We start from the raw sequence: 16947 nt of genomic DNA on the forward strand, positions 1-16947 counted from the left end.
CGGGTTTGAAAACGGATGGGTTATTCGGGCTGGCCGCGAGCGCGCAGCAGGTCGGACAGGCTGCGCGGCGCGGGCTCGAGCGGCGTGCGGTGCTGGGTCCAGCCCATCTGCTTGGCGGGCGTCAGCGCGCGCAGCCGCGTCGCGGTCCAGCGGAATGCGCGATACGCGCGCGGATGCGCGAACGCACCCGACCAGAAGCGCCACACGAGGTCTTCCGCGCGGTTGTAGTTCGCGCCCTGGCCGCGCAGCGGGTGTGCGACGGGTTCGTCGGGCTTGCGGTTCGCCTCGGTGCGCAGCCGCACGAGCAATTGCGGGATCGGAATCCGGACCGGGCACACCTCGCCGCATGCGCCGCACAGCGTCGACGCGGTTGGCAGGTCGGCCGTCGCGTCGAGGCCAAGCAGGTGCGGCGAGATGATCTTGCCGATCGGGCCCGGGTAGGTGGTGCCGTATGCGTGGCCGCCGATGCGCGTATAGACGGGGCAGTGGTTCATGCACGCGCCGCAGCGGATGCACTGCAGCGTCGCGCGCAGTTGTTCGTCCGCATACGCCTGCGTGCGGCCGTTGTCGAGCAGCACGAGATGCAGCTCGCGCGGGCCGTCGCGTTCGCCGTCGCGGCGCGGGCCGGAAATCAGGTTGAAGTAGGTCGTGATTGCCTGGCCGGTGGCCGAACGCGTAAGCAGGCTCGACAGCGGCACGATGTGCTCGAGTTTCTCGACGACCTTCTCGATCCCCATGATCGCGACGTGCGTGTCGGGCACCGTCGTCGACAGCCGGCCGTTGCCTTCGTTCTCGACGAGCCACAGCGTGCCCGTGTCGGCCGCCGCGAAATTCACGCCGGACAGGCCGATGTCGGCCTCGGCGAACGCGCGGCGCAGCGCCCGCCGGCCGGTCTGGATCAGCTCGTCGACATCTTCCGTGTAGCGCGTGCCGGGGATGTGCTGCTCGAACAGCCCGGCGATGTCGCCGCGCGTCTTGTGGATCGCCGGCATCACGATATGCGACGGCTTCTCGCCCGCGAGCTGCACGATGAACTCGCCCATGTCGGACTCGATGCAGTCGACGCCATGATCCGCGAGGTAATGGTTCAGCTCGATTTCCTCGCTCGCCATCGACTTGCCCTTGATCACGCGGCGCGCCTTGTTCGCCTGCGCGATGCCGAGCACGATCGCGTTCGCGTCGGCGGCCGTCTCGGCCCAGTGCACGTGGACGCCGGCTTCGGTCAGCTTCGCTTCCAGCCGCTCGAGCAGCGACGGCAGTTGCGCGAGCGCATGCTGCCGCACGGCTTCGCCGAGATCGCGCAATTGCTGCAGCTCGGTGTCGTCGGGGAACTGGGTCGCGCGCTTGCCTTGCAGGAAGTCCATCGCGCCGCGAAAGCTGCTGCGCAGCGCCGGATCGTCGAGCGCGGCGCGCGCGCGGGCCTTGAAGTCGCCGGGGGCGACGAATTGCAGCGGTTGGTCGCTCATCGCGGCAGGTCCTGGCGGGCGGTTGCGGCCGGCGCGGCGGCCGGTTCGGTGACGATCACGACCCAGAGGTTGCGCGGGCCGTGTGCGCCGTACGCAAGGGTCTGCTGGATATCGGAAGTTTTCGACGGGCCCGACACCAGCACGACGTTGGTCGGCATGCCGGCGTGCCAGCGTTCCGCATGCACGGCTGCATGAAGATCCGCGTGCAGCGTGTTCGCATGCACGAGCGCGACATGCAGCGGCGGCACCAGCGACACCGTGCGCGGCGAGCCGGGATCGGGTGCGAGCACGACGGTGCCGGTTGCCGCGATGCCCGAGCGCGCGACGGTGAAGCCCGCATCGATCGTGTCGAACAGCTCGGCCTTCCACGCGTCGATCGGGCGGTCGAACGGCACCGGCGCAACCGCGTCGGGCAGCACGCGCGCGAGTGCCGCGGATTCGGCGCGGGCCGGATCGAGCAGCAAGCGGCGCACGCCGGCTTCGGCGAGACGCGCGGCAAGCTGCGCGGGCCACGCATCGGCGCTGGCGCACCAGACGTCCGCGTGCGACGCGGCGAGCGCGGCCTGCATCGTCTGCGCGAGCGCGTGAGGATCGGGGGCGACGGGCGCACGCCGCGCCGCGTAATGCGTGTCGATGCGCGCATCGAGCGCGCTCGCGGCGTGCGCCGCGACGCCGGGCGCCGCGCTGCGCAGGCGCGCGAGGATGGCGTCGCGCGCGCTCATTGCGAATCTCCGCGCAGCGACGCGGCGCCGGCCGTGCGGCGCCACAGGAAGCTCGCGAGATGCTCGACGGGCAGCGCCGCACCGGCCTTGGTCGCCGCGTGGCCGATGTTCAGCAGGCAGCCGCAGTCCGCCGACACGAGCCGGTCGCAGCCCGTCGCGCAGGCCGACGCGACCTTGTCGTGCACCATCGCGCCGGAGATGTCGGGATGCTTCAGCGAGAACGTGCCGCCGAAGCCGCAGCATTCGGATTCGCGTTCATGTTCGATGCGCGTGACGCCGGGCAGCGCATCGACGAGCGCGACGCCATGCACGCGCGTCCCCATCTCGCGGCGGGCCGCGCACGACGTGTGCAGCACCACGCGTTCTGCCGGGCCGGCGTTCGCGGGGAGGGCGTCCAGCCGCACGTCGAGCACATGGACGAGGAATTCCGCGAGTTCGTAGGTGCGTTCCGCGATCGCGCGGGCCTTCGGGCCGTGCACGGGGTCGTCGGCGAAGAGGGCCGGCCAATGGTGCCGGATCATGCCCGCGCACGAGCCGGACGGCACGATCACGGGCCACGGCTCGCCGAACAGGTCGAGCTGCGCGGCCGCGACGCGGCGCGCCTCGTCGGGATTGCCGCTGCTGTAGGCCGGCTGCCCGCAGCAGCTCTGGCCGCGCGGATAGTGGACGGTCAGGCCTTCGCGTTCCAGCAGGCGAACCGCATCGAGCCCGGCTTCGGGGACGAACAGGTCGACCAGGCAGGTCGCGAACAGATAGACGTGCGTGGGGGCGGTGGCGGGGTAGTGCCTTTCGTTCATGTCTCGCTCCAGGGGCGACCGCCCGGCATTCGAATGCGGGGCGACGATTTCGCTGCATAATTCCCGCGACGGCGCCGCAGCTCAAATTGGTTGGGCCAATCGGCGCGACGGACATTCCGGATGGAGAGGTGGCGATGGCGGCGATGACGGCACGGGGCCGGACCGAAGTGGTGATGCGCAAGATCGAAACGGCGCTGCTCGACGGCACGTGGCCGGCCGGCGCGCGGCTGCCGGCCGAGCGCGTGCTCGCGCAGCAGTACGGCGTGGCACGCAATACGGTGCGCGAGGCGACCCAGCGGCTCGTCGCGCGCGGACTGTTGCAGAGCCGGCGCGGCGCGGGCGTCTATGTGACGGATCAGCTGCGCGCGGGCATCGCGTCGCCGTGGGGCCAGCTGGTCGCCGATCATCCGGCGCTGCGCGACGACATTCTCGAATTCCGCCGCGTGCTCGAGGGCGCGACCGCGTATTTCGCCGCGCTGCGCGCCGACGCGAACGACCGGCGCCGGATCCGCACGCTGCTGCGAGAGCTCGAAACCGCGCATGCGAACGACGATGCGGCCGTCGAGGCGTCGACCGACGCGAAGCTGCACGAGGCGATCGCGCTCGCGTCGCACAACACGATGTTCCTGCACCTGCACACGAGCGTGATCGGGATGCTGCGCGAGCACATCTCGATCAACGTCGCGGGGATGACGACGCACGACGAGCAGGCGTCCGAGCTGCTGTTGCTGCAGCATCGCGTGGTGTGCGACGCGATCTGCGCGCACCGGCCCGAGGAGGCGCGCACCGCGATGCAGACCCATATCGACTACGTGCGCAGCCACTTCGAGCGAAGCGGCGATGCGCCGTGAGATTGGTTGGACCGCGGCCACGGCAGGCCCGCCCGACGGGCGCTCGCGCGCCGCGTTCTCTGTTCCGGCGGGCCGCCGTGCGTAGTGCGAGCCGCGGCCTGGCGCCGCCGCGCGCGCCGGCCGCGCGATTGACCGGTTCGTCGGGCGCCTACTAGAATCGGCCGGAACCGCCCGTCAGCCGCGCGCCGCGGCGATTGCGGACCCATTGATCCGCCTGTCGAGGAAGCTCTCGTGCTCACGTCTTTGATCCGGCGCGCGCCGGCCGCGCTCACGTGGCGCGCCGCGTGCCGCCCGGCCCGCGCGCTGGCCGTCTGCGTGCTGCTGTCGCTGGTCGCCGCCTGCGCGACCCATCCGCCCGCCACGTCCCTCGATCGTCCCGTCTCCCACGCGTTGCCGCCCGATGCCGCGACGCCGCTGCGCGACGCGCTGGTCGCGCCGGAAGCCGCGCACCCGGGCCAGTCGGGCTTCCGGCTGCTGCCCGATGGCGCCACCGCGCTGCAGATGCGCATCGCGCTCGCGCGCGCGGCGACCAGGACGCTCGACATGCAGTACTACATCGCGACCGAGGACACGACGGGCAAGCTGCTGCTCGGCGCCGCGCTGTACGCGGCCGATCGCGGCGTGCGCGTGCGGATGCTGGTCGACGACCTGAACTTCCGCGACATCGACCGCGTCATGGCCGCGCTCAATACGCATCCGAACATCGAGATCCGCGTGTTCAACCCGTTCGGCGCGTCGCGGCACGGGATGGTGGAGCGCACGGCCAATTTCTTCACGCGCATCGACAACTTCACGCGCCGGATGCACAACAAGGCGATGATCGCGGACAACCAGATCGCGATCGTCGGCGGGCGCAACCTCGGCGACGAATACTTCAGCGCGAGCCCGACGCTGCAGTTCCGCGATCTCGACGTGCTGGCAGCCGGGCCCGTGACGAACGACGTCTCGACGAGTTTCGACGACTACTGGGCGAGCGCGAGCAGCTATCCGCTGCGCGTGCTGAATCATCAGTCGTTCGACCCGAAGGATCTCGACGCGATGCGCGACGAGTTGCGCGACCACTGGCGCAAGTACGCGGACCCGTACAACGCGAAGCCGCTGAACGCGACGCCGCTCGCGCAGCAGATCGCGCGCGACGAGCTCGAGCTCGTGTGGGCGCCGGCCGAATTCGAGGTCGACGCGCCGTCCAAGGTCGCGCGGCCGACCGATACCTACGTGAGCCCGCCGATGCGGCGCCTGGTCGACCTGACGCACACCGCGCAAAAGGAGTTCCTCGCGTTTTCGCCGTACTTCGTGCCGCACGACGCGGGCGTGACGATTCTCGGCGACATGACCGCGCGCGGCGTGCGCGTCGCGATCCTCACCAACTCGCTCGCCGCGACCGACGCGGTTGCCGTGCAGGCCGGCTACGCGCCGTATCGCGTGCCGCTGCTGCAGCACGGCGTCGAGCTGTACGAATTCAAGGCGCAGCCGGGCTCGCCGCGCGCGCGCCTGTTCGGCTCGCGTTCGCGGGCGAGCCTGCATGCGAAGGCGTACGTGATCGACCGGCAGATCCTCGTGATCGGCTCGATGAATCTCGATCCGCGTTCCGCGCACCTGAATACGGAACTGGCGCTCGTGATCCACAGCCCGGCGATCGCGCAGCAGGCCGCGGAGATCTTCGCGCGCGCGACGCAGCCCGACGAAAGCTACCGCCTGAGCCTCGTGGCGCCGACGGGGTGGGGTACGCCCGAACTCGAGTGGACCGGGATGGACAACGGCACGTTGACCACCTATCACGTCGATCCGCATGCGGGGCTGATGCGCAACCTGATGACCGGCCTCTTCATGCTGCTGCCGGTCGACGACCAGTTGTAAGGGCCGGAACGGCTCGGGCCAAACCCGCGATACCGGTGCGCGGGGAAAGGTGATATGGTTGTGCACGCAACTATATGCGTATCGTGAAGGCGCCGTCGAACGGCTCGTGCAACGCGGGCCGGAACGGTGCGCAACGACACGCCGCATGCGCCGCGCGACCCGCGTGCGACGCCAGGAGACGAGGGACGATGTGCGCAGCCGCCCGCGCGGTTGCGCCCGCCCGCAACCGGAGTGCCCCATGCAACGTGTACCGAACCAGCCGTTCACGCGTCCCGCCCGTTTCTCCGAAGCCGAATGGCAGGCGCGCGTGCAGCTCGCCGCCGCCTACCGGATCTTCGACCATCTCGGCTGGACCGAACTCATCTACAACCATATCTCGCTGCGCGTGCCGGGCGAGGACGGCCATTTCCTGATCAACCCGTTCGGGCTCCATTACCGCGAGGTATGCGCGTCGAACCTCGTGAAGATCGACATCGACGGCAACGTGATCGGTCATTCCGACTGGCCGATCAACCCGGCCGGCTTCACGTTCCACAGCGCGATTCATGCGGCGCTGCCGGACGCGCATTGCGTGATGCACGTGCATACGACGCCGACGATGGCCGTGTGCTGCTCGCGCGACGGGCTGTCGTTCACGAATTTCTATTCGGCGCAGCTTTACGGGAAGGTCGCGTATCACGATTTCGAGGGCATCACCGTGCATCTCGAAGAAGGGCGGCGCATCGTCGGGAGCGCGGGCGGGCGGCCCGTGCTGCTGCTGCGCAACCACGGGCCGGTGACGATCGGCGCGACGCTCGCGCAGACGTTCTCGCTGATGTGGCTGCTCAATCGCGCGTGCGAGGTGCAGGTCGCGACCCGCGCGATCGGCGATGCGTTGCCGATCGCGCCGGCGGTGCTCGACGCATGCGTGCGCGATTCGCTGAATTTCGATCCGAAGCATGGCGCGGGGCAGGACGCATTCGACGCGCTGCAGCGCATCGTCGACCGGATCGATCCCGGCTATCGCGCGTAGGGGCGCGGTGTCGGCACGATGCCGGATTCGATCGGCGCGGCGAAAGTTGATTCGCGATGCTTGACGGCCGGCGAAACCGGATGTGCCCGGCGCTGCGCGCATGCCGTGCGCGACGGGCAAAAAAAAACGCGGCCGGATGGCCGCGTAAATACTCGCAGACTCCTTCGGACGAAGGAAACAAGCAACTGTGAGACGAAGTGTAGCGAAAGGCCGCGAGCGGATTCAGGGCCCGGGCTGCAAAGGTCTCTTCCAGGTTGCGGCAGTCTGCCGGATCCGCGGCGATCGACTACCATCATGGAGCGTCGCCGGCCGGGTGGCGTACTACGTCGTACAAGGAGGATTCATGCCGAAGCTGCGTTTGCTCCAGGTGGCGTTACTCGCGGGCGTGCTGGCCGCCGGCAGCGCCGCCGCCGAAACGGTGCGCCTGTCCGCCAACCTGCAACCGTCGAGCGAAGTGCCGCCGACCGCGACGAAAGGCGCCGGCGCGCTCGACGCGACTTACGACACGGCCAGCCACATGCTGCAGTGGAGCGTGACTTACGAACACCTCACGGGGCCGGCGACCGCCGCGCACTTCCATGGGCCGGCGCCGGTCGGCCAGAACGCCGGTGTGCAGGTGCCGATTCCGAAGGACGAGCTCGCGAGCCCGATCAAGGGTTCGAAGGCGCTCACCGACGCGCAGGTCACCGACCTGATGGGCGGCAAGTGGTACTTCAACATCCACACGAAGGCGCATCCGTCCGGCGAGATCCGCGGCCAGGTGATGCCGGCGAACTGACCCCGGCGAAGCGGCGCGCGAACCGGGCGGCGCGTTTGATGTAGAGCCTCCCGTCGAGCGGCGCCGGCGCGATCGCACGTACCATCGTCACACTGTGATGACGGAGTGCGTTCGATGAGTTGGCAAAGCAGGTTCGCGTGCTGGCTGCTGCGCTGGCAGTTTCGTCCCGAGACCACGCGTCCGGTGCTCGATCCCGCCCGTGCGCGGCGCTTCACGGATCTCAGGATGATCGTGCCGCGCCGCGCGCCGTCGGGCTACCGGCTGCGCGAATGCTACGGTCCCGGCGACGCGCCGCTGCGCGGCGAGTGGCTCGAGCGCACCGACGCGGCGCCCGCGCGCGGGCCGGGCCGCACGCTGCTGTACTTCCACGGCGGCGGCTACTACTTCTGTTCGACGAAAACCCACCGGCCGCTGGTATTCGGCCTGACGAAGCGCGCGGGCGTGCGCGCGTTCTCGCTCGATTACCGGCTTGCGCCCGAGCACCGCTTCCCGGCCGCGCTCGACGACGCGCTCGCCGCGTACCGGCAATTGCTCGCGCTCGGAACGCCGCCCGAATCGATCGTGTTCGGCGGCGACTCGGCGGGCGGCGGCCTTGCGCTTGCGACGCTCGTCGCGCTGCGCGATCGCGGCGAACCGCTGCCGGCCGGCGCGATCCTGTTTTCGCCGTGGACGGACCTGGCCGGCACGGGCGGCACGATGCGCACCAACGACGGCCCCGACCCGATGTTCGCGGGCGCGGCGCTGCCGAAGGCGGCGAAGCTGTACCTCGGGGACGAGGCGCCGACGCATCCGTACGCGTCGCCGTTCTATGCGGATTTCACCGGGCTGCCGCCGCTGTATATCCAGGTCGGCAGCACCGAAGTGCTGCTCGACGATTCGCGCCGCGTCGCCGACAAGGCGAAGGCGGCCGGCGTGCCGGTGGACATCGAGATCTGGCCGGACATGCCGCACGTGTGGCAGCTCTATACGCCGATGGTGCCGGAGTCGCGCGATGCGCTCGACCGGGCGGCCGCGTTCCTGCGCCGCGTCGCGGTCGAACGGGCGGTTCAGCGCGTCGGCGAGGCGTCGATCGCCTGATACGCGGCCTTCACGGCCACCGCGCCGTACTTGCGCTCGAGCCGGCGCACGGTGAAGTGGCCGTGCGCCATCTGCTGGAAGTGGTCGATGAACAGCGTGTTGACGGTCGCGCCGAGCACCGCGCCGATCGCCGGGATCGACTTCGCGGCCATCTGCTCGGTCACCTGCACCGAAAAGCGTGACGCCACCGTCTGCACGAGCTTGAATACCGCCGCCGAGCTGTGCGCGGCGATCCCTTTCGTCGTGATGTCCGACGAGGCCTTCGAGATCGCCTGCGCGAGCGCGCCGCGCAGCACGAAATAGCCGAGATCGGCTTCGTCGTCGTGCCTGTCCGGGTTGCCGCCCATGCCGAGCACGGCCAGGCACTGCAACTGCGTATCCACCGAGCCCAGGTCCTCGCCCTCGCTGCGCGCGATGTCGCAGACCGAGCGGAAGATCAGCGTGGTCGTTACCGGCAGCTCGACCGGCAGCGCGAGGAAGCCGAACGCGCCGCCTGCCGCGCCCGTCGTGGCGACCGCCAGCTTGTGCAGCAGGTTGCTCGGTTTGTCCGGTTCGGCATCCGGCCCCGGCGGCTTGCCGAGTGTGCGCAGCGCGATGTTCAGGCACTTGCGCAGCGCGAGCTGCGTTGCGTCGTTGATCTTGCCGGTCGCGAAGTCGGGCAGCCGCGCGATCATCTTCTCGACCGGCGCGCCCAGCACGCCCGTCAGCTTCATCGTCAGCGACGGGCTTTCCAGCACCTGTTTCGCGCGCCGCAGCGCGTCCCGGTCGTCGGGCGACAGCGTCGTCGCGGGCGTGATTGAAATCGGTTCCATCTTTCTCCTTCGGGGCCAGAAGCCCTAAACCGTCGCCAGCCTAGATTACTCCGCCATGCTAAAATTTTGAGATTGTTTGACTCGTCAAAAGTTGCATCAACAAAAAATGGCCGTCCATACTGCCGCCCACCATTCGAGCGGGCAAGTCCTGCCGTTCCGCGAATCGCTGCTGGCGATGATCGGGATCTCGTTCGTCACCATGCTCGTCGCGCTCGACCAGACGGTCGTCGGCACCGCGCTGCCGACCATCGTCGCCGAGTTGAGGGGCTTCGACCTGTACGCATGGGTCGCGACGTCGTACCTGCTCAGTTCCGTGATTACCGTGCCGATCTTCGGCCGGCTCGGCGACTATTACGGCCGCAAGCCGTTCGTGATCGCGTCGATCGTCGTGTTCACCGGCGCGTCGGTGCTGTGCGGGATGGCCAACGACATGCTGTACCTGGTGCTCGCACGCGGCCTGCAGGGCATCGGCGGCGGGATGCTGGTCGGCACCGCGTTCGCGTGCATTCCCGACTTGTTCCCCGATTCCGTCGTGCGGTTGCGCTGGCAGGTGCTGATGAGCTCCGCGTTCGGCATCGCCAACGCGGTCGGGCCGTCGCTGGGCGGGATCCTGACCCAGTCGTTCGGCTGGCGCTCGGTGTTCTACGTGAACCTGCCGGTCGGCCTGCTGTCGCTGTTCTTCGTGTGGCGCTACCTGCCGCACCTGCGGCACGTCGCGCACGACCGCAAGATGCGGCTCGACTGGCCCGGCGCGCTGCTGATCGCGCTGTCGCTCGGCGCGCTGCAGCTGTTCGTCGAATGGCTGCCGAAGTACGGCGTGATGAGCTGGGCGTCGCTGCTGCTGGTCGTCGCGGTCGGCGCCGGCGTCGGCTTGTGGCATTGGGAAAAGCGCTGCGCGCAGCCGATCCTGCCGTTCGACATGTTCGGCAACCGCGCGCTGTCCGCGCTGTTCGTGCTCGCGATCCTCGCGGGCTTCTCGATGTTCTCGCTGCTGTTCTATGCGCCGCTGCTGTTCCAGGGCGGCTTCGGGATGTCGCCGAAGGAGGCGGGGCTCGTGATCACGCCGCTCGTCGTGTTCATCACGATCGGCAGCATCATGAACGGACGGGTCGTCACGCGCATCCGCAATCCGAACGCGATGCTGCACGTCGGTTTCGTGCTGTTCGCGATCGCGTGCGCGGGCATCGTCGTGTCGACGCATACGACGTCGACCTGGGTGCTGATGGCGCTGATGGTCTCGGGCGGCATCGGCCTGGGCTTCGTGCTGCCGAACCTCACCGTGTTCGCGCAGCAGACGGCCGGGCGCGAGCACCTCGGCATCGCGACCGCGCTGCTGCAGTCGCTGCGGATGGTCGGCGGGATGATCGGCACCGCGCTGACGGGCACGCTCGTCAATCAGCTGTATTCGAGCGGCGTGCGCGATGCGCTGTCGGGCGACCACGCAATGCAGTGGCATGCGCAGCTCGCCGATCCGCAGATCCTGATCGATCGCGCGGCGCAGGGCGGTCTCGTCGCGGCGCTCACGCGCGCCGGGCATAATGGCGCGCTGCTGCTGGAAGCGGCCCGCGAATCGCTGGTCGGCGCGATTCACCTGGGCGTCGCGATGGCGGCCGTCGTCGCCGTCGTGTCGGTGTGGCAGTGCCGCCGCGTGCCGCCGATCGCGCTGCGGCACAAGATCGAGCCGCATGTCGCGGCCGATTGATCGATTGAATGAATAGAACTCAGCGCATGGAAGAACAGGACCGCGTCGCGATCTTGCAGCAATTCGGACGCACGTATCGCGCGTTCATGACCGCGTTCGAAACGCACGTCGGACAGCCGATGCCGCGCTGGCGGATCATGGTCGCGCTGCACACGCTGGGCGGGCATGCGTCGCAGAAGAAGCTCGTCGAGGTGCTGCGCATCGATCCGGGCGCGCTCACGCGCCAGCTGAAGTCGCTCGACGCGCTCGGCTGGATCGAGCGCGCGTCCGACGCACGCGACAACCGCGTGACCAACGTGACGCTCACCGCCGACGGCCGCGCCGCATTCGACGCGTGCTTGCCGCGCCGCAAGGCATTCCTCGATCAGACGATGGCGCAACTGCCGGACGACGTGCTCAGTGCGCTGTCGGGCGCGCTGGCGATGCTGGAATCGCGGATCGCGGACGTCGCGTCCACGCCGGCGTCGCCCTGAACGGCGCGGCGGAAACGGGCAGGAAGAAGGGGCGGGCTGGAGAAGACGCGGCACGGAACAGCACGCCCCGGCCGTGCGCGACCGGAGCACGGGTTGCACGAACCCGCCGCCGGCCGGCCTTTCATCTCATCTCATTTCACTTCGTTCACAGCTCGATGCGCGTGCCCAGCAGCGCGAGGAACTGCGCGATCCATGCCGGATGCGCGGGCCACGCGGGTGCGGTGACGAACGGCGCATCGGTCACGGCGGCATCGACCGGAATGTCCGCGTATTCGCCGCCTGCGAGCTTCACTTCGGGCGCGCAGGCCGGGTAGGCCGAGATGCGCTTGCCGCGGATCACGTCGGCGGCCGCGAGCAGTTGCGCCGCATGGCAGATCGCGGCGATCGGCTTGCCGGCTTCCGCGAACGCGCGCACCAGCGCGATCACCTTCGCATCGAGCCGCAGGTATTCGGGCGCACGGCCGCCCGCGATCGCGAGCGCGTCGTAGCCGGACGCATCGACGTCGTCGAACGTCGCATTCAGCGTGAACTGGTGGCCGGGTTTTTCGGTGTAGGTCTGGTCGCCTTCGAAATCGTGGATCGCGGTCTTGACCTTGTCGCCCGCGCGCTTGCCCGGGCAGACTGCATCGACGTGATGGCCGACGGCCTGCAGCGCCTGGAACGGCACCATCGTTTCGTAGTCTTCGGCGAAATCACCGGTCAGGAACAGGATCTTCTTCGCGGCCATGGCTTTCTCCATTGAACAGCGTTGAGGGCCCGTTCGCGTCGTGTGCGGCAGACGGTGCAACGGCGGCGAAGCGGCCCCGAGGACGAAAGCGCAGTGTACTCCGGCCGATTGAAGCGCGCGTGACGGCCGCCCCGCGCGGCGGCGGGGCGGTGGGGTGGCGCGTGCGGTGCGTCAGAAGAAGGTTTCGACGACTTCCGTCACGCGGAACTGCGGATCGAGGACGAGCAGCTGGCGCCACTTGTCGAACGTCAGGCACGGGTGCGAGATGTCGAACGCGACCATGTCGCCGACCTTCACGTCCGCGCCCGGCGGGATCTGCAGGTACGCGTGCTGGTCCATCATCCCGGTGACCGCCCAGCCTTCGCTCGCGGCGACGTCACGCGGTGCGCTGTCGCGGCCCGGACGGAAGTGCCGCGCCGGCTCGGGCAGGCCCGCGTCGAACGCGGCGTCGCGCTTGCCGAGCGCGATGATCGCGCGATCCTGCTCCGGCACCGACTGCACGTACGCCCACAGCTGCAGCGCCGGCAGCAGCCCTTCGCCCATCTTGCGTGCGATCGGGTTGCGCGCGAACACGTCGGTCTGCGCCTTCTTGTAGATGCCGACGTCGTGCGTCAGGTAGCAGCCCGGACGCAGCACGACTTCCGCGAAACCCGCGTCGGAGGCCTTCGCGAATTCCTCCGCGACCACGTCGTACCAGGCCGAGCCCGCGCCCGACAGGATCGCCGGCGTGCGCGCGAAGCGGCCGGCTTCGGCCAGCTCGCGCGTGAGCGCGACCGCGCCCTGCAGGAACGCGCGGATCTCGCCTTCCTCCTTCAGCACGCCTTCGTAGAGTTCGATGCCGGCCAGCTTCAGCGTGTCCGGATAGCGCGCGATCGCGTCGAGCACCGCCTGGCGCTGCGCGGCATCGCGCACGCCCGCGCGGCCGCCCGGCACGCCGAGTTCGATCAGCACGTTCAGCGATTTCTTCGCGTCGCCGAAGAAGCGGCCGAGCTGGTCGACGCTGTCGGCCGAATCGACGAGGCAGAAAAACTCGAAATCGGGATCGGACAAGAGCCCCGCGATGATCGTCATGTTCTGGCGGCCGACCAGCTGGTTCGCGAGCAGCACGCGCCGCACGCCGCCGTGATACGCGGCCTGCGTCTGATGCGCGGTCGCGAGCGTGATGCCCCACGCGCCGGCGTCGAGCTGGCGGCGGAACAGTTGCGGCGCCATCGTCGTCTTGCCGTGCGGCGCGAACTGGACGCCGTACTGCTGGACAAACGCCTGCATCCAGTTCAGGTTGTGTTCGATGCGATCCGCGTACAGCACCGCGGCCGGCAGGCTGACGTCTTCCGCGAGCAGGTTCCACTCGAGACGGCTCGCGTCGTCGAGCGGCACGCTCGCGCTCGGGACGTTGCCGAGACCCTTGCCCAACGGATCGATCGTCGGTTCCTGATAGTTTGTAACTTTCATGTCATCCCGCTCCATCATCACTATGCATTGCATTGAAGTTGACATGCAGATGGTACAGAAAGTAGCATCGGCGCGGTGATGTTATTTAGTAACATCAAGCTCCGCACCCTTTTCAGCAGATGAATACGCCCGCCATCCCGTCCGCTTCGTCCGCCGCCGAGCCGCCGGCTCCGGTTGCCCCGCCGGTCCTCGACATCGTCGCGCGGATCGCCGAATGCGCGCCCGAGTTGCGCGAAGCCGAGCGCAAGGTCGCCGCGTTCATCCTCGCCGATCTCGCGCGCGCCGCGCATGCGAGCATCGGCGCGCTGGCACGCGACGCCGAAGTCAGCGTCGCGACGGTCACGCGTTTCGCGAAGGCCGTCGGCTGCCGCGACGTGCGTGAACTGAAGGTGCTCGTCGCGCAGGCGGCGGCCGTCGGCCAGCGCTTTCTGGTGCCGTCCGACGACGGTCCCGCCGAAGACGCGAGCCCCGCGTCGGTCGTCTACGACGAAATCCGCGTGGCGCTCGCGCACAACCATCAATTGCTGCGCAATACGTCGTTCGACGCGGCCGCCGACCTGCTCGCCGGCGCGAAGATGATCTATGTGTACGGGCAGGGCGGCGGTTCGACCGCGCTCGCCGACGAGCTGCGTTTCAGGCTCGTGCGTTTCGGCCGGCCGGTCGCGAGCTACCAGGACAGCCTGCTGCAGCGGATGGTGTCCGCGACGCTGTCGCGCGACGCCGTGGTCGTCGCGCTGTCGGTCAGCGGGCGCGTGCCCGAGTTGCTCGAGAGCTGCCGGCTTGCGAAGCGCTACGGCGCGAAGCTGATCGCGATTACCGCGCCGGCGTCGCCGCTCGCGAAGCTCGCCGACCACCTGATTCCGGTCGTCGCATTCGAAACCGATTTCATTTACAAGCCTTCGACATCGCGCTACGCGATGATGATGGCGATCGACGTGCTCGTCACCGGAGTCGCGCTGCGGCTCGGCGATGCGGGCCGAGAATCGCTGCGCCGCATCAAGCATGCGCTCGATGCGCATCGCGGCGGCGGAGACCGTCAACCGGTAGGAGACTGACCATGCATTCGCACCCCGAAGCCGCCGATACGCTGATCGTCGGCGCGCAGCTGTACGACGGCACCGGCGCCCCGCCCGTCACGCGCGACGTCGCGATCCGCAACGGCGCGATCGCGGCGATCGGCAACCTGTCGAACTGGCTCGCCGAGACCGTCGTCGATGCGAACGGCCGCGCGCTCGCGCCGGGCTTCGTCGACGTGCACACGCACGACGACACGCACGTGATCCGCGCCCCGGAGATGCTGCCGAAGATCTCGCAGGGCGTGACGACCGTGATCGTCGGCAACTGCGGGATCAGCGCGTCGCCCGTGACGCTCGCGGGCGATCCGCCCGACCCGATGAACCTGCTCGGCGAGCGCGATGCATTCCGCTATCCGACCTTCGCCGACTACGTCGCGGCCGTGAACGATGCGCGTCCGGCCGTCAATGTCGCGGCGCTCGTCGGGCACACCGCGCTGCGCAACAACCAGATGGACCGCCTCGACCGCGCGGCGACCGACGGCGAAATCGCCGGGATGCGCGCGCAGCTCGAAGAGGCGCTCGCGAACGGCGCGCTCGGATTGTCGTCGGGCCTCGCGTACGGCTCCGCGTTTGCGGCGCCGGCCGAAGAAGTGATGGCGCTGGCCGAGCCGCTCGCGAATGCGGGCGCGCTGTACACGACTCACATGCGCACCGAGTTCGACGCGATCCTCGACGCGATGGACGAGGCTTACCGCGTCGGCCGTCACGCGCAGGTGCCGGTCGTGATCTCGCACCTGAAGTGCGCGGGTCCGTCGAACTGGGGGCGCAGCACCGAGGTGCTCGCGTCGCTCGAAGGCGCGCGTCGCTACCAGCCGGTCGGCTGCGACTGCTATCCGTACAGCCGCAGTTCGTCGACGCTCGACCTGAAGCAGGTGACGGGCGACATCGACATCACGATCACGTGGTCGGAGCCGCATCCGGAAGTCGCCGGCAAGCTGCTGAAGGCGATCGCGGCCGACTGGGGCGTGACCGAGCAGGAAGCCGCGCAGCGGATCCGCCCGGCCGGCGCCGTGTACCACAACATGTCCGAGGACGACGTGCGCCGGATCCTGTCGCACCCGGCGACGATGGTCGGCTCGGACGGCCTGCCGAACGATCCGCTGCCGCATCCGCGGCTGTGGGGCGCGTTTCCGCGCGTGCTCGGCCATTACGTGCGCGACACGAACCTGCTGCCGCTCGAGGAAGCGATCCGCAAGATGACGTCGCTGTCCGCGCGCCGCTACGGGATCGCGCGGCGCGGCGAAGTGCATGTCGGCTATCACGCGGATCTCGTGCTGTTCGATCCGGCGCGCGTGATCGACGCCGCGACGTTCGAGAAGCCGCAGCAACCCGCGCACGGGATCGATGCGGTGTGGGTGAACGGCGTGCTGACTTACGAGAACGGCCAGCCGACCGGCGAGCGCGCCGGCGGTTTCGTCGCGCGCGGCGAGCGCGTGCCGGCGAGTGCCGACGCCGCGTTCTGAGCGCGGTTCCGATTCGATCTGCCGCGCGTGCCAGGGTCGGCGCGCGCATCCGCAACCGTGCGTTGCATGGGGCGGGAGCAGGCGCTGAAGCGTCGGCTCCCGCCGACAAACAAGGAGTGAAACGATGAAGCGATATGGCGTAGGCGAAGCGAAGGGGACCGGCGGCCAGGTGATGCCGTTTGCGCGTGCGGTCGAGGCCGACGGCTGGCTGTACGTGTCGGGCCAGACGCCGATGGTGAACGGCGAGGTCGTCGAAGGCGGGATCGTCACGCAGTCGAAGCAGACGATCGAGAACGTGATCGCGATCCTGAAGGAAGCCGGTTACGGCCTCGAGCACGTCGTGCGCTGCGGCGTGTGGCTCGACGACGCACGCGATTTCGCGTCGTTCAACAAGGTGTTCGTGTCGTACTTCGGCGAGCACCCGCCGGCACGCGCGTGCGTGCAGTCGAGCATGGTCATCGACTGCAAGGTCGAGGTCGACTGCATCGCTTACAAGGCGCCGGCGAAGTAACGCGCGAGGGCGAATGGTTGGGTGACGGGGCCGGCGCATTGATGTGCGCCGGCCCCGTTGCGTTTGGGCGGAGCCGATGCGTGGACGAGGGCGATCGGATGGGCGGCGGCGTTCGAATGCAGCGCGGTTGACGCGGGGTACGAGAGGCACTGGAATTTTGCATTGCGTGAC

The 16947-nt window shown here is 69.0% G+C and carries 16 protein-coding genes; 10 read left to right on the top strand and 6 right to left on the bottom strand.

Features of this window, described 5'->3' with window-relative positions; genetic code table 11:
* Positions 1 to 20: 20 nt before the first annotated feature.
* From BME24068_RS00100 to BME24068_RS00110, 3 genes are read right to left on the bottom strand one after another with little or no spacing between them, the layout of a single operon-like run.
* Entirely contained in the window at positions 21 to 1466 is a 1446-nt protein-coding gene (locus tag BME24068_RS00100; RefSeq protein WP_096508686.1) for a LutB/LldF family L-lactate oxidation iron-sulfur protein, read from the bottom strand.
* Positions 1463 to 2188 carry a LutC/YkgG family protein gene (locus BME24068_RS00105; protein WP_174924817.1) on the bottom strand — a complete coding sequence of 242 codons (726 nt, stop codon included), beginning with the start codon at positions 2186 to 2188 and terminating at the stop codon, positions 1463 to 1465. Before BME24068_RS00105 ends, BME24068_RS00100 begins: the two co-directional genes overlap by 4 nt.
* A complete protein-coding gene (locus tag BME24068_RS00110) occupies positions 2185 to 2985 on the bottom strand; it encodes a (Fe-S)-binding protein (RefSeq protein ID WP_174924818.1) in 801 nt (266 codons plus the stop codon). The genes BME24068_RS00105 and BME24068_RS00110 overlap by 4 nt, the downstream gene beginning before the upstream one ends.
* A 134-nt stretch (positions 2986 to 3119) precedes the next feature.
* Between BME24068_RS00110 and BME24068_RS00115 the strand changes: the two genes are divergently transcribed.
* From BME24068_RS00115 to BME24068_RS00135, 5 genes are all read left to right on the top strand, one after another.
* Positions 3120 to 3836 carry a FadR/GntR family transcriptional regulator gene (locus BME24068_RS00115; protein WP_096508689.1) on the top strand — a complete coding sequence of 239 codons (717 nt, stop codon included), beginning with the start codon at positions 3120 to 3122 and terminating at the stop codon, positions 3834 to 3836.
* A gap of 231 nt (positions 3837 to 4067) precedes the next feature.
* Entirely contained in the window at positions 4068 to 5693 is a 1626-nt protein-coding gene (locus tag BME24068_RS00120; RefSeq protein ID WP_174924819.1) for a phospholipase D family protein, read from the top strand.
* Between the two features lie 238 nt (positions 5694 to 5931).
* The gene (locus BME24068_RS00125) at positions 5932 to 6705 is read left to right on the top strand and encodes a class II aldolase/adducin family protein (RefSeq protein WP_174924820.1); all 774 of its coding nucleotides are present in this window, start codon (positions 5932 to 5934) and stop codon (positions 6703 to 6705) included.
* A 343-nt stretch (positions 6706 to 7048) separates the two neighbouring features.
* Positions 7049 to 7483, top strand: coding sequence for a CHRD domain-containing protein (locus BME24068_RS00130; protein ID WP_174924821.1), 435 nt, complete (start codon positions 7049 to 7051; stop codon positions 7481 to 7483).
* A gap of 114 nt (positions 7484 to 7597) precedes the next feature.
* Positions 7598 to 8560 carry an alpha/beta hydrolase gene (locus BME24068_RS00135; protein WP_174924822.1) on the top strand — a complete coding sequence of 321 codons (963 nt, stop codon included), beginning with the start codon at positions 7598 to 7600 and terminating at the stop codon, positions 8558 to 8560.
* On the opposite strand, the gene BME24068_RS00140 is transcribed toward BME24068_RS00135, so the two are convergent.
* Positions 8530 to 9372 carry an EcsC family protein gene (locus BME24068_RS00140; protein ID WP_096508694.1) on the bottom strand — a complete coding sequence of 281 codons (843 nt, stop codon included), beginning with the start codon at positions 9370 to 9372 and terminating at the stop codon, positions 8530 to 8532. The two genes, BME24068_RS00135 and BME24068_RS00140, sit on opposite strands and share 31 nt — an antisense overlap.
* A gap of 106 nt (positions 9373 to 9478) precedes the next feature.
* On the opposite strand from BME24068_RS00140, the gene BME24068_RS00145 reads away from it, so the two are divergent.
* Both BME24068_RS00145 and BME24068_RS00150 read left to right on the top strand, forming a co-directional pair.
* Positions 9479 to 11074 carry an MDR family MFS transporter gene (locus BME24068_RS00145; RefSeq protein ID WP_174924823.1) on the top strand — a complete coding sequence of 532 codons (1596 nt, stop codon included), beginning with the start codon at positions 9479 to 9481 and terminating at the stop codon, positions 11072 to 11074.
* Between the two features lie 26 nt (positions 11075 to 11100).
* A complete protein-coding gene (locus BME24068_RS00150) occupies positions 11101 to 11547 on the top strand; it encodes a MarR family winged helix-turn-helix transcriptional regulator (RefSeq protein WP_096508696.1) in 447 nt (148 codons plus the stop codon).
* 145 nt (positions 11548 to 11692) lie between these two features.
* Here the strand turns inward: BME24068_RS00150 and BME24068_RS00155 are convergent, their stop codons facing one another.
* Both BME24068_RS00155 and BME24068_RS00160 read right to left on the bottom strand, forming a co-directional pair.
* Entirely contained in the window at positions 11693 to 12274 is a 582-nt protein-coding gene (locus BME24068_RS00155) for a DJ-1/PfpI family protein (protein WP_096508697.1), read from the bottom strand.
* Positions 12275 to 12445: 171 nt separating this feature from the next.
* Entirely contained in the window at positions 12446 to 13726 is a 1281-nt protein-coding gene (locus BME24068_RS00160) for an amino acid deaminase (RefSeq protein WP_174924824.1), read from the bottom strand.
* Positions 13727 to 13845: 119 nt separating this feature from the next.
* Here BME24068_RS00160 and BME24068_RS00165 point away from each other — a divergent pair, with 119 nt between their 5' ends.
* The 3 genes from BME24068_RS00165 (at position 13846) to BME24068_RS00175 (ending at position 16776) form a co-directional block, all read left to right on the top strand.
* Positions 13846 to 14781, top strand: a complete 936-nt coding sequence (locus BME24068_RS00165; RefSeq protein ID WP_174924825.1) for a MurR/RpiR family transcriptional regulator — start codon at positions 13846 to 13848, stop codon at positions 14779 to 14781.
* A 2-nt stretch (positions 14782 to 14783) separates the two neighbouring features.
* Positions 14784 to 16265: an N-acyl-D-amino-acid deacylase family protein gene (locus BME24068_RS00170; RefSeq protein WP_174924826.1), complete on the top strand. Its 1482-nt coding sequence runs from the start codon at positions 14784 to 14786 to the stop codon at positions 16263 to 16265.
* Positions 16266 to 16389: 124 nt separating this feature from the next.
* Entirely contained in the window at positions 16390 to 16776 is a 387-nt protein-coding gene (locus BME24068_RS00175; RefSeq protein WP_006751946.1) for a RidA family protein, read from the top strand.
* Positions 16777 to 16947 lie beyond the last annotated feature (171 nt).

The sequence above is a fragment of the Burkholderia anthina genome, from assembly GCF_902498995.1.
Lineage (GTDB): Bacteria > Pseudomonadota > Gammaproteobacteria > Burkholderiales > Burkholderiaceae > Burkholderia > Burkholderia anthina.